The 12,508-nt window shown below is 69.3% G+C and carries 10 protein-coding genes; 1 reads left to right on the plus strand and 9 read right to left on the minus strand.

All coding sequences use genetic code 11. The features are described 5' to 3' along the window. The first annotated feature begins 282 nt into the window (after positions 1-282). Positions 283-3,411: an isoleucine--tRNA ligase gene (gene ileS / locus ACFC96_RS30230; RefSeq protein WP_376615079.1), complete on the plus strand. Its 3,129-nt coding sequence runs from the start codon at positions 283-285 to the stop codon at positions 3,409-3,411. A gap of 288 nt (positions 3,412-3,699) precedes the next feature. Here the strand turns inward: ileS and ACFC96_RS30235 are convergent, their stop codons facing one another. The 9 genes from ACFC96_RS30235 to ftsW all read right to left on the minus strand — a co-directional run bounded on the left by ACFC96_RS30235 (position 3,700) and on the right by ftsW (position 12,437). Next, positions 3,700-4,875 carry a DivIVA domain-containing protein gene (locus ACFC96_RS30235; protein ID WP_266565241.1) on the minus strand — a complete coding sequence of 392 codons (1,176 nt, stop codon included), beginning with the start codon at positions 4,873-4,875 and terminating at the stop codon, positions 3,700-3,702. A 46-nt stretch (positions 4,876-4,921) separates the two neighbouring features. Then, complete coding sequence (locus ACFC96_RS30240; RefSeq protein ID WP_033318070.1) at positions 4,922-5,206, minus strand: YggT family protein; 285 nt, start codon at positions 5,204-5,206, stop codon at positions 4,922-4,924. Positions 5,207-5,281: 75 nt separating this feature from the next. Continuing rightward, entirely contained in the window at positions 5,282-5,920 is a 639-nt protein-coding gene (locus ACFC96_RS30245; protein ID WP_376258665.1) for a cell division protein SepF, read from the minus strand. A 127-nt stretch (positions 5,921-6,047) separates the two neighbouring features. After that, positions 6,048-6,767: a YggS family pyridoxal phosphate-dependent enzyme gene (locus ACFC96_RS30250; RefSeq protein ID WP_376615081.1), complete on the minus strand. Its 720-nt coding sequence runs from the start codon at positions 6,765-6,767 to the stop codon at positions 6,048-6,050. 6 nt (positions 6,768-6,773) lie between these two features. Beyond that, the gene (pgeF, locus tag ACFC96_RS30255; RefSeq protein WP_376258669.1) at positions 6,774-7,505 is read right to left on the minus strand and encodes a peptidoglycan editing factor PgeF; all 732 of its coding nucleotides are present in this window, start codon (positions 7,503-7,505) and stop codon (positions 6,774-6,776) included. A gap of 35 nt (positions 7,506-7,540) precedes the next feature. Next, complete coding sequence (gene ftsZ, locus ACFC96_RS30260) at positions 7,541-8,755, minus strand: cell division protein FtsZ (protein ID WP_376615083.1); 1,215 nt, start codon at positions 8,753-8,755, stop codon at positions 7,541-7,543. Between the two features lie 285 nt (positions 8,756-9,040). Beyond that, positions 9,041-9,883, minus strand: coding sequence for a cell division protein FtsQ/DivIB (locus tag ACFC96_RS30265; protein ID WP_376615085.1), 843 nt, complete (start codon positions 9,881-9,883; stop codon positions 9,041-9,043). Between the two features lie 139 nt (positions 9,884-10,022). Beyond that, positions 10,023-11,117, minus strand: coding sequence for an undecaprenyldiphospho-muramoylpentapeptide beta-N-acetylglucosaminyltransferase (gene murG / locus ACFC96_RS30270; RefSeq protein ID WP_376258676.1), 1,095 nt, complete (start codon positions 11,115-11,117; stop codon positions 10,023-10,025). Between the two features lie 6 nt (positions 11,118-11,123). Beyond that, the gene (gene ftsW / locus ACFC96_RS30275; protein WP_376258678.1) at positions 11,124-12,437 is read right to left on the minus strand and encodes a putative lipid II flippase FtsW; all 1,314 of its coding nucleotides are present in this window, start codon (positions 12,435-12,437) and stop codon (positions 11,124-11,126) included. Positions 12,438-12,508: the final 71 nt, after the last annotated feature.

A 12,508-nucleotide genomic window follows, 5' to 3' on the forward strand; every position in this document is an offset into this window, starting at 1 on the left:
GAGTAGCGGCGTACGCAGCCATGAGCGACCCGGGGACGGTGGAAGCCCGGGGGCGAGCGCGACGCGAAGATCACCCCGGAGCCGCCGGAAGAAAACCCCGCTCGCGGGGCGAGTAGAACCGGCATCGCGACCCCAATGAGGGGGCTCACCGGAGCATTCAGCGCCCCGGAGGGCCAAGGAGGGTGGTACCGCGGGAGCGCGCCGCACACGGCGTACGTCACAGACGAAGCTCTCGTCCCTCCGACGGAGACGGAAGAAACAGTGTCCGCCGGAGGAAGATCGATGACGTACCGCCAGGTGCCCGCCCAGGTCGACCTGCCCGCCCTCGAGCACGCCGTGCTCGACTTCTGGCGCGAGCAGAAGATCTTTGCCAAGACCTTGGAGCAGTCCGAGGGACGCCCCGAGTGGGTGTTCTACGAGGGCCCGCCCACGGCCAACGGCATGCCGGGCGCCCACCACATCGAGGCCCGCGTCTTCAAGGACGTCTTCCCGCGCTTTCGCACCATGCGCGGCTACCACGTGGCCCGCAAGGCCGGCTGGGACTGCCACGGTCTGCCCGTGGAGCTGGCGGTCGAGACGGAGCTCGGCTTCAACGGCAAGAAGGACATCGAGGCGTTCGGCATCGCCGAGTTCAACGCCATGTGCCGCGAGTCCGTGACCCGCCACACCGACGCCTTCACCGACCTGACGACCCGCATGGGTTACTGGGTCGACCTCGACGACGCGTACCGCACCATGGACCCCGAGTACATCGAGTCCGTCTGGTGGTCGCTCAAGGAGATCTTCAACAAGGGCCTGCTGACCCAGGACCACCGCGTCGCCCCCTGGTGCCCCCGCTGCGGCACCGGACTCTCGGACCACGAGCTGGCGCAGGGCTACGAGACGGTCGCCGACCCCTCCGTCTACGTCCGTTTCCCGCTCACCTCCGGTCCGCTGGCCGGCGAGGCCTCGCTCCTCGTCTGGACGACGACCCCCTGGACGCTCGTCTCGAACACGGCGGTCGCCGCGCACCCCGACGTCCGCTACGTCGTCGCGACGGACGGCAACGAGAAGGTCGTCGTCGCCGAGCCCCTCGTCGAGAAGGCGCTCGGCGAGGGCTGGGAGAAGACCGGCGAGTCCTTCACCGGCGCCGAGATGGAGCGCTGGAAGTACCAACGTCCCTTCGAGCTCGTGGAGTTCCCGGCCGAGGCCCACTACGTGGTCAACGCCGCGTACGTCACGACCGAGGACGGCACCGGTCTCGTCCACCAGTCCCCCGCGTTCGGTGAGGACGACCTCAAGGTCTGCAAGGCGTACGGCCTGCCGGTGGTGAACCCGGTCCGTCCCGACGGCACCTTCGAGGAGGACGTCCCGCTCGTGGGCGGTGTCTTCTTCAAGAAGGCGGACGAAAAGCTCACCGAGGACCTCAAGGACCGCGGCCTGCTCTTCCTGCACGTCCCGTACGAGCACAGCTACCCGCACTGCTGGCGCTGCCACACGGCGCTGCTCTACTACGCGCAGCCGTCCTGGTACATCCGCACCACGGAGATCAAGGACCGCCTTCTCCAGGAGAACGAGAAGACCAACTGGTTCCCTTCGAGCGTGAAGCACGGCCGCTTCGGCGACTGGCTGAACAACAACATCGACTGGGCCCTCTCCCGCAGCCGCTACTGGGGCACCCCGCTCCCGCTGTGGCGCTGTGAGGACGACCACCTCACCTGCGTCGGCTCGCTGGCCGAGCTCGGCGAGCTGACCGGCACCGACCTGGCGAACCTCGACCCGCACCGCCCCTTCATCGACGAGGTCACCTTCGCGTGCCCCCAGTGCGAGAAGACGGCCACGCGCGTGCCCGAGGTCATCGACGCCTGGTACGACTCGGGTTCGATGCCGTTCGCACAGTGGGGCTACCCGTACAAGAACAAGGAGCTCTTCGAGAGCCGGTACCCGGCGCAGTTCATCTCGGAGGCCATCGACCAGACCCGCGGGTGGTTCTACACCCTCATGGCGGTCGGCACGCTCGTCTTCGACAAGTCGTCCTACGAGAACGTCGTGTGCCTCGGCCACATCCTCGCCGAGGACGGCCGCAAGATGTCCAAGCACCTGGGGAACACCCTCCAGCCGATCCCGCTGATGGACCAGCACGGCGCGGACGCGGTGCGCTGGTTCATGGCCGCCGGCGGCTCCCCGTGGTCCGCGCGCCGCGTCGGCCACGGCACGATCCAGGAAGTGGTCCGCAAGACCCTCCTGACGTACTGGAACACGGTCGCCTTCCAGGCCCTGTACGCCCGTACGTCGGACTGGTCGCCCAGCGAGGCCGACCCGGCCCCCGCCGACCGCACCGTGCTCGACCGCTGGCTGCTCTCCGAACTGCACGCGCTCACCGACCAGGTGACGCAGTCCCTGGAGGCGTACGACACCCAGCGCGCCGGCAAGCTGCTCTCCTCGTTCGTCGACGATCTGTCGAACTGGTACGTGCGCCGCTCGCGCCGCCGCTTCTGGCAGGGCGACAAGGCGGCCCTGCGCACCCTGCACGAGGTCATCGAGACGGTCACGCGCCTGATGGCGCCGCTGACCCCGTTCATCACGGAGCGGGTCTGGCAGGACCTGGTGGTTCCCGTCACCCCGGGCGCCCCCGAGTCGGTCCACCTGTCCACGTGGCCGGAGGCGGACCTCTCCGCCGTCGACCCGGACCTGTCCCGGCAGATGGTCCTCGTCCGGCGCCTGGTCGAGCTGGGCCGCGCCACGCGCGCGGAGTCGGGTGTCAAGACGCGTCAGCCGCTGTCCCGCGCGCTCGTCGCGGCCGCGGGCTTCGAGACGCTCAACCCGGAGCTGCACGCGCAGATCACCGAGGAGCTCAACGTCTCCTCGCTGGCGTCGCTCTCCGAGGTCGGCGGCTCACTGGTCGACACGACCGCCAAGGCGAACTTCCGCGCCCTGGGCAAGCGGTTCGGCAAGGGCGTCCAGGCGGTCGCGAAGGCGGTCGCCGAGGCGGACGCCGCCGCGCTCTCGCTCGGCCTGCGCGAGGGCACGGCGTCGGTCGAGGTGGACGGCGAGACGATCACGCTGGCGCCCGATGAGGTCATCATCACGGAGACCCCGCGCGAGGGCTGGTCCGTCGCCTCGGACTCCGGCGCGACGGTCGCGCTCGACCTGGAGATCACGGAGGAACTGCGTCAGGCGGGTCTGGCCCGTGATGCGATCCGCCTGATCCAGGAGGCCCGTAAGAACAGCGGCCTGGACGTCGCGGACCGGATCGCCCTGCGGTGGACGTCCACGGAGCCCGCGGTCGTCACGGCCCTGTCCGAGCACGCCACGCTGATCGCGGACGAGGTCCTCGCCACGGACTTCGCCCAGGGCGAGGCCGACGACACCTACGGCGAGACGTTCACGGACGAGCCTCTCGCCCTCGCGTTCCGCCTCCGCAAGGCGTAGCCCACGACCGAAGGCCCGGTCCCGCCAAAGATCTTGGCGGGACCGGGCCTTCGGCGTTTCGTACTCACGCACAGATGAACGTTTCTGCACCACGTCCGAGGCAGCATCCGTGCCTGTCCCGCAGCGCTGCCGCCGCCGGCCCACCGCCGTCCGCCCCTGGCCCACCGCGGTATCCACCGCCGGCCCACGGCGACTTCTGCACTCTGACCACGGCAAAGGGCCGGGCCCCCGGAAATCCGGGGGCCCGGCCCTTGAACGCTGCCGACGCCTAAGGCGTGGTCACGCCCGTCAGTTGTCGTCCTCGTCGATGAGGAAACCGCGCATCGGCGACGGAGCCTGCTGCATCGGCGCGGGACCCTGCGGCCGCACCGGCGCCATCGGCTGGGTCATCGCCGGCGACATCTGCTGCTGACCGCCGTAGGACGGACCGGCCGGCGGCTGGTTGCCGCCCATGGTCTGGTTGCCACCGTAGGACGGGGCACCCGCACCGGCCGACGCCATGGAAGGCGCGGGCGACGGCGGCAGCGACGCGGTCGCCGGCGTCCGCGGGGGAGCCAGCGAGTCGTCGGCCTGGGTCTCCAGCTGACGCAGCTGCGACTCGAGGTAGGACTTCAGCCGCGTGCGGTACTCGCGCTCGAAGCCACGCAGGTCCTCGACCTTGCGCTCCAGCGTGGCGCGGGCGGACTCGAGGGAGCCCATCGCGACGCGGTGCTTCTCCTGCGCGTCCCGCTCCAGGGCGTCGGCCTTGGCACGGGCGTCACGCTCGAGGCCCTCGGCGCGGCTGCGGGCCTCACCGACGATCTTGTTGGCCTCGGAACGGGCCTCCGCGATCGCCTGGTCGGCGGTCTGCTGCGCAAGGGAGAGGACACGGGCGGCGCTGTCGCCACCGGGTCCCTGACCGGGCTGCGGCATCTGTGGACCGTGACCGCCCATGGGGCCACCCATGGGACCGCCCATCGGGCCGCCCATCTGCTGCTGCATCTGGCCCTGGCCCATCTGGCCCTGACCGAGCTGGTTCTGGCCGGGGTGACCCTGGCCCATCGGACCCTGGCCCATCGGGCCGGGGCCCTGCGGACCGGGACCCTGCGGACCATGTCCACCGGGGCCTGCGGGCAGCTGCGGAGCACCGCTGGGCAGCTGGGGCGGGCCGCCCATGGGGCCACCCATCTGCTGCTGCGGCTGCACCGGCTGCGGACCCGATATTGCGGCGGGCACCGGCGCCCCGGGACCGCGCTGGTCCTGCGGTTCCGGAGGCTTGCGCATGCCGCCCTGCTGCTGGTTCTGCGCAGCGGCGCGGGTGGCTGCGGCGAGCTTCGCGCGCAGGTCCTCGTTCTCTCGGAGAAGGCGAGTCAGTTCGCCTTCGACCTCATCGAGGAAGGCATCGACCTCGTCCTCGTCATAGCCTTCTCGGAGGCGGACGGTCGTGAACTGCTTGTTCCGCACGTCCTCGGGGGTCAACGGCATCTCTTCACCTCAACGTAGTCGTCGGCATTCGGCAAGACCGTATCGTTCACAGCCGGCTCACGACGGAGATCAGGATGTAGACGATGATCATCAGTACGAAGAAGGACAGGTCGAGCGCCACGCCCCCGAGACGCAGCGGCGGAATGAACCGCCGCAGAAGCTTGAGCGGTGGATCAGTGACAGTGTAGGTGGCCTCAAGTACGACCACCATCGCCTTGCCGGGTTGCCACGAGCGGGCGAACTGGAAGACGTAGTCCATGACCAGCCTGAAGATCAGCACGATGAGGAAACACATCAGCGCGATGTAGACAACATCCAAAACCACGCTCATGTCCGCGGTTCCCTCTCCCCTGTGTCTCGTGCTTCGTGGCTAGTTACTGCACCGGCACTTCACCGGTGCTGCGTCTCAGCTCTGGTTGAAGAACCCGCCCTCTGCGATGCGGGCCTTGTCCTCTGCCGTGACATCGACGTTAGCAGGCGACAACAGGAACACCTTCTGCGTCACCCGCTCAATGCTGCCGTGCAGACCGAAGACGAGACCGGCGGCAAAGTCGACAAGTCGCTTCGCATCGGTGTCGTCCATCTCCGTCAGATTCATGATCACCGGAGTGCCCTCACGGAAGTGTTCCCCGATGGTACGGGCCTCGTTGTACGTCCGGGGGTGCAGCGTCGTGATGCGGTAGGGCTCCCGCTCGGACACAACCTTGGGCATGATCACCGGTGCGTTCTTCTCCAGGCTCTGGCGTTCAGGTGTGATGGATGCCACGGGGGCGATTCGCGCCGGACGTCCGGATTCCACGGGCAGCGGAGCCGGTTCGCGCTGGGCGGGAGGCTGCACCACTCGTACCGATTCGTCCCGTTGGGACTGATGTGGCTGATGGGTGTTGTGCGACTGATGCGACGATTCGTGGCGCCTGCGGTCCCGCTCGGGTTCGGGGTCCAGCTCAGGCTCGAAGTCGTCGTCGGGGTCGAACCCCCGGCCGTCGTACCCATCGTCCTCCACGAGGCCGAGGTAGACCGCCATCTTGCGCATCGCGCCGGCCATTGCTCTGAGTCCTCCGCTCTGTGGTGGATCGGCTGACGTCAACCAAAGTGCCTGCGATCCACGCGATCTCCCCGCCCATCAGCGAGAATGACCATATTTTCTGCTGTGGTCCGACTTCTTGGCGACGTTACCCGAGCCTGGGTCGGACTCCGAGTACCGCCGTACCGACGCGCACATGTGTCGCTCCGGCCGCCACGGCCTGTTCGAGGTCCGCACTCATCCCTGCTGACACCATGTTCGCAGCCGGATGAGCCCGGCGCAGGTCAGTCGACAAATCCATCAGCCGCTCGAACGCCGCCCGTTGGCGATCCGCGTACGGACCGGTGAGCGGAGCGACCGTCATCAGACCGTCAAGGCGCAGACCGGGAGAGTCCGCCACAATTGCGGCCAACTCCTCGATTCCGCCCGGCCCTACGCCGCCGCGCTCGCCCCGCCCGTTCTCCCCGGCGTCGAGCGCGACCTGGATCAGACAGCCGAGTTCACGCTCGGCGCGCACGGCCGCCGTCGACAGTGACGTGACGAGCTTCGACCGGTCGACGGACTGCACGACGTCGGCATAACCGACCACGGAGCGAACCTTGTTGGTCTGCAACTGCCCGACAAAGTGCCACCGGAGCGGCAGATCCGCACATTCCGCGGCCTTGGGCGCCGCGTCCTGGTCGCGGTTCTCGGCGACATCGCGCACACCGAGTTCCGACAAGATCCGCACATCGCTCGCGGGGTACGTCTTGGTGACCACGATCAGGGTCACTTCCTCGCGCTCACGGCCGGCGGCGGCGCACGCCGAAGCGATGCGTTCCTCCACCCGTGCCAGATTTGCTGCGAGTTGAGCCTTACGGTCCGTCATGTCCCATCAGTCCAGCCAGACATAGCCAGCGAGCCGACCGGTGGTGCGGTCGCGGCGGTACGAGAAGTGGTCGTGCGACTCCAGGGTGCACACCGGCGACTGCTGCCGGTCACGCACCCCGAGCCGCTCCAACTGGGCATGCACTCCGGCGGTCACATCGACGGCGGGGGTGCCCCAGCTGGTTTCGGCGTACGCCGCGGGTTCCACGGCGGCCACCTCGGCGCGCATCACGTCCGGCACCTCGTAGCACTTCCCGCAGACGGCGGGGCCGGTGCGGGCCACGATGCGGGCGGGTTCGGCGCCGAGCCCCACCATCGCCTCGACCGCCGCGGGGACGACTCCGGCGACCATGCCGGGACGTCCGGCGTGGGCGGCGGCGGCGATTCCGGCGACGGGGTCGGCGAGCAGGACCGGTGTGCAGTCCGCGGTGAGCACCGCGAGAGCGAGTCCGCGCCGTGTGGTGACGATCGCGTCGACGGAGGGGATGTCGGCGGCCGGACCCCAGGGTGCGTCCACCACCGCAACGTCCGGGCCGTGCACCTGGTTCATCCAGACCACGTGCGCCGGATCGAGGCCGAGCGACCGCGCCGCGCTGCTGCGGTTGGCGTGGACGGCGGCCGGGTCGTCGCCGACCGCGCCGCCGAGGTTGAGCTCCTCGTACGGAGCGGCGCTCACCCCGCCCCACCGGTCGGTGAAGGCGAAGTGGGCGCCGCTCACGTGGTCGCGCTGTCCTATCACTTCAGGAGGTCACTTCTGCAGGTCACTTGTGCCGGTCACTTCAGGAAGTCCGGCACGTCCAGCTCTTCGACCTGGCTGTCCTGGTAGGGACGGGCCGGCGGAATCTGGGGCTGGGCGACCGGGGCGGACGGCATCTCGTTCGCCGGGGCGACCTCGACGGGCTCCACAACCTTCGGCTCGTCGCGCGGGGTGACGCTGCCGAGGCTGCCGAAGGACGGACGGGCCTCGGTGGTGGCTCGCGGCGCCGGCTCCTCGCGCTTGGCGGACGCGCCGCCGATCACGTTGTCCCGCTTGGACGGCGGCTGTCCGCCGTCGAAGCCGGCCGCGATGACGGTGACCCGCACCTCGTCACCCAGGGCGTCGTCGATGACGGCACCGAAGATGATGTTGGCCTCGGGGTGCGCGGCCTCACTGACCAGCTGCGCCGCCTCGTTGATCTCGAAGAGACCGAGGTCGGAGCCGCCGGAGATGGAGAGCAGCACGCCGCGTGCGCCGTCGATGGAGGCCTCGAGGAGCGGCGAGGAGATCGCCATCTCCGCGGCGGCCACCGCGCGGTCGTCGCCGCGGGCCGAGCCGATGCCCATGAGCGCCGAACCGGCCTCGGACATGACCGACTTGACGTCGGCGAAGTCGAGGTTGATCAGGCCGGGGGTGGTGATCAGGTCGGTGATGCCCTGGACACCGGACAGGAGGACCTGGTCGGCCGACTTGAAGGCGTCGAGGACGGAGACCTGCCGGTCCGAGATGGACAGGAGACGGTCGTTGGGGATGACGATGAGGGTGTCGACCTCTTCGCGGAGCTCGGCGATGCCGTCCTCCGCCTGGTTCGCGCGGCGCCGGCCCTCGAAGGTGAACGGCCGGGTGACCACACCGATCGTCAGGGCACCCAGCGAGCGCGCGATGTTGGCGACGACAGGTGCGCCGCCGGTGCCGGTGCCACCGCCTTCGCCGGCGGTGACGAAGACCATGTCGGCCCCCTTGAGGACCTCCTCGATCTCCTCGCGGTGATCCTCGGCCGCCTTGCGTCCGACGGCCGGATTGGCTCCGGCGCCGAGTCCGCGGGTGAGTTCACGGCCGACGTCGAGCTTGACGTCCGCGTCGCTCATCAACAGGGCTTGCGCGTCGGTGTTGATGGCGATGAACTCGACGCCCTTGAGACCGACCTCGATCATCCGGTTGATGGCATTGACACCACCGCCGCCGACACCGATGACTTTGATGACTGCGAGGTAGTTCTGCGGTGCTGCCACGTCGAAGGCCTCTCGCCTCGAGTTACGTGTCGCCGCCTCGCATTGGTACGTTGCGACGACTGATGCCGAATTGGGGCGGCCCGGACTACTTGTCTGCCGACCCGAACCCTAACGCTGAAGTTTAGGGTTACCAGTGTGCCTGTTCCCTGGACTCTTCCGAACAGGACACTAAGTCGACAAGTGGCGCACGTTCAACGAACACGCCGAACCTCCCGTTTTTCTTTTCACCCTATGTGATCAGCCGTAGCAGTGCCCAACCAGGGTGCTGGCCTGCGCTGATGTGCGTCAACTCCCCGATGACGCAGGGGCGGTGGGGACACTTACGTCGAAGTGCCGTGCCTTCGGGGCGGCTTTCATGAGGGCGGTGAGGGTGGTCGCCTTGGTGTCGCCCTTCTCGCCGCTCCCCCATGCGACGGTGCGGCCACCGCTCAGCTCCAGGGACACGTCGTCGTACGAACGGACCCTGACCGCGCGGGTGTCACGGGCCACGGCCGGGGGCAGATCGCCCGCGACGCGGACCGCCTCGCGCACCAGACGGTCGGGGCCGAAGCGTCGGAGACTTGCGGCGGCGCCCGACTGATTCGGCGTCAATTCCAGTCGGGGAACGCCACGGGGGGCCTTCTGAACGGTCGCGAAACGGACACCCTTGGCGTCAATTTCGACGAACTTGCCCGCCTTGGGGTCACCTTCGCGACTTTCGCCGTTTTTACCGTTTGTGCCGTTTTCGACAATCAGGACCGGCTCGCGTTCGGTCACTTTCAATCCGATTCCGTGCGGCCAGGAACGCACGGCCTCGACCGAGTCGATCCGGGGCAATTTCCGGCGAAGTCGGTCCTCGATGTCATCCGTGTCGACGGAAATCAGCGGGGCGCCGACCGGAACGGCGGCGGCCGCGCGCACTTGAGCGGGCGTCAGAATCCTGGTCCCCGAGGTCGTGACGCGCTCCACCCTCAGCCACTGAGAGCCGTACAGGAGCCAGCCGGCGGCGGCGCCGAGCAGGAGCGCGACCCCGGTCACGATCAGGACGCGCGGGCGCGGCAGGCGCAGGCGGAGGCCACGTGGAGGCCGGGGCGGGCCGGACTTCGACTTGTGCCGCTCACCGCGGTCTGCGGTCGTCGGTCCGGCCACGCGCACTCCCTGTCCTGGCTCGGTTCACCTCGGGGGCGCCTCGGCCGGTGTCGGGGGCCCGGGCGCGCTCAGCCCTTCGGACCCGCGCGCGCTCGACCTCTCGACACCGGCACGCCCCTTCGCCTCACTCGCCGGTGTGTTATTGGCGGTGGCGTGAGGCGATCGCCTCACGCACCATGCCGACGAGCAGCTCGTCGGCGTCCCGGCGGCCGAACTCGGAGGCGGCGCGGGACATCTCGTACAGCCGGTGCGGGTCGCCGAGCACGGGCAGGACATTGCCCATGATCCACTCGGGCGTCAGTTCCGCGTCGTCGACCAGCAGTCCGCCGCCGGCCTTGACCACCGGTTGGGCGTTGAGCCGCTGTTCGCCGTTGCCGATGGGCAGCGGGACGTAGGCGGCGGGGAGCCCGACGGCGGAGAGTTCGGCGACGGTCATCGCGCCCGCGCGGCAGAGCATCATGTCGGCCGCGGCGTACGCGAGGTCCATCCGGTCCACGTACGGTACCGGGATGTACGGGGGCATCCCCGGCATCTGCTGGACGTGCGGCAGTTCGTTCTTGGGGCCGACGACGTGCAGGATCTGGATGCCGGACTGCTGGAGCAGCGGAGCGACCCGCTGGACGACCTCGTTGAGGCGGCGCGCGCCCTGGGAACCGCCGGAGACGAGCAGCGTCGGAAGGTTCGGGTCGAGGCCGAAGGCGGCGCGCGCCTCGGGCCGTACGCGCGCCCGGTCGAGCGTGGCGATGGTGCGGCGCAGCGGGATGCCGACGTAACGGGCGCCGCGCAGCTTGCTGTCGGGCGTGGAGACCGCGACGCCCGCGGCGTAGCGCGAACCGATCTTGTTGGCGAGTCCGGGGCGGGCGTTGGCCTCGTGGACGACGATCGGCACACCGAGGCGCTTGGCCGCGAGGTAACCGGGCAGGGCGACGTAGCCGCCGAAGCCGACGACGCAGTCCGCGTTGGTGCGCTCCAGGACCTGCTCGGCGGCCTTGATGGTGCCGCGCAGCCGGCCCGGGACGGTGATCAGTTCAGGGGTCGGTTTGCGCGGCAGCGGTACGGCGGGGATCAGCGCGAGTTCGTATCCGCGCTCGGGTACGAGCCGCGTCTCGAGCCCCTTCTCCGTACCGAGGGCCGTGATGCCCACGGTCGGGTCCTGCCTGCGCAGGGCGTCCGCGAGGGCGAGCGCGGGCTCGATGTGGCCGGCGGTCCCCCCGCCGGCGAGTACGACATGCACCGAAATTCACCGCTCTCCGGACGTACGCGCCGTGGCGCGCCGTCGCATCGTGTTCCATCTCATCCGAGGCTGCCGCATGGCCAGGGCCGCCCGCGCCGCGGGTTCGTCCCGCGCGAACGCGATCAGAAGTCCTACGGCGAACATGGTCGGCAGCAACGCAGACCCCCCGTACGAGAACAGCGGGAGCGGGACACCGGCGATCGGCAGGAGACCGAGCACCGCACCGAGGTTGACCACGGCCTGGGCCGTGATCCAGGTGGTCACGCCACCCGCGGCGTACCTCACGAAGGGGTCCTCCGTGCGTCCGGCCACGCGGATACCCGCATAGCCTAGAGCCGCGTACAGGGCGAGCACCGACAGCGTCCCCGCAAGGCCCAGTTCCTCACCGGTGATGGCGAAGATGAAGTCGGTGTGCGCTTCGGGGAGTTGGCCCCATTTTTCCACACTTGCCCCGAGTCCGGATCCGAAGAATCCGCCCGAGGCGAGGGCGTAGATGCCGTGCAGTCCCTGCCAGCAGATGTCGTCGGGGCCCGCGTCGGTGGAACCGAGACAGGACAGGCGCGCCATGCGGTTGGGGCTGGTCTTGATGAGGAAGGCGCCGATGGCTGCCGCGACGGAGAGCACGCCGACGAACAGGCGGGTGGGCGCCCCGGCCAGCCAGAGCAGTCCGAAGAGGATGGCGGTGAGCAGGATCGCCGTGCCCATGTCGCCGCCGAGCATGATCAGTCCGAGCAGCAGGAAGGCCACCGGGACGAGCGGCACCAGCATGTGTTTCCACTGGGTCAGCAGCCGCTTGTCGTGCTTGCGCGCCATGAGGTCGGCGCCCCACAGGACGAGGGCCAGCTTCCCGAACTCGCTGGGCTGGAGCATGAAGGGGCCGCCCAGCGAGATCCAGTTCTGGTTGCCTCCGATGGAGACCCCTATCCCCGGCACCTGCACGAGGACCATCAGGAAGACGCTGACGGCGAGCAGCGGGTAGGCCAGCGCGCGGTGCAGCTTCACCGGCATCCGCATGGCCGCGAACAGCAGGGCCCCGCCGATCGTCGCCGCGAGGAACTGCTTGCGGAAGTAGTACGAACTGGGCAGCCCGTTCTGCAGCGCCGTGATCATCGAGGCCGAGTAGACCATCACCAGGCCGAGCACGGTGATCAGGAGGCTGGAGCCGAGGATGAGGTAGTACGCGGTCAGAGGGCGGTCCCAGGCGCGGCGGGCCTGGGTGTAGAGGCGTCGTACGGGGCTGACGCGGGCCGGGCGGGCCGGTTTCTTCGGGGGACGCGCCGCCGGGGGCCGCCGGGCCGCCCGCGCGCTGCTGCCGGGCATCAGCGCACCCCACCGCTGTACGACGATGACGCTGCCACGATCCCCTCCCGAGGGTGCCCGGCGTCACCGGG

The organism is Streptomyces sp. NPDC055955 (assembly GCF_042270245.1).
GTDB lineage: Bacteria > Actinomycetota > Actinomycetes > Streptomycetales > Streptomycetaceae > Streptomyces.

What these genes read in the sequence shown, in the direction of transcription:
- ACFC96_RS30235 (WP_266565241.1), bottom strand. Translation starts at nt 4,875, where the DNA reads ATGCCGTTGACCCCCGAGGACGTGCGGAACAAGCAGTTCACGACCGTC.
- ACFC96_RS30245 (WP_376258665.1), bottom strand. Translation starts at nt 5,920, where the DNA reads ATGGCCGGCGCGATGCGCAAGATGGCGGTCTACCTCGGCCTCGTGGAG.
- ACFC96_RS30250 (WP_376615081.1), bottom strand. Translation starts at nt 6,767, where the DNA reads ATGACGGACCGTAAGGCTCAACTCGCAGCAAATCTGGCACGGGTGGAG.
- ftsW (WP_376258678.1), bottom strand. Translation starts at nt 12,437, where the DNA reads ATGCCCGGCAGCAGCGCGCGGGCGGCCCGGCGGCCCCCGGCGGCGCGT.
- ACFC96_RS30240 (WP_033318070.1), bottom strand. Translation starts at nt 5,206, where the DNA reads ATGAGCGTGGTTTTGGATGTTGTCTACATCGCGCTGATGTGTTTCCTC.
- ileS (WP_376615079.1), top strand. Translation starts at nt 283, where the DNA reads ATGACGTACCGCCAGGTGCCCGCCCAGGTCGACCTGCCCGCCCTCGAG.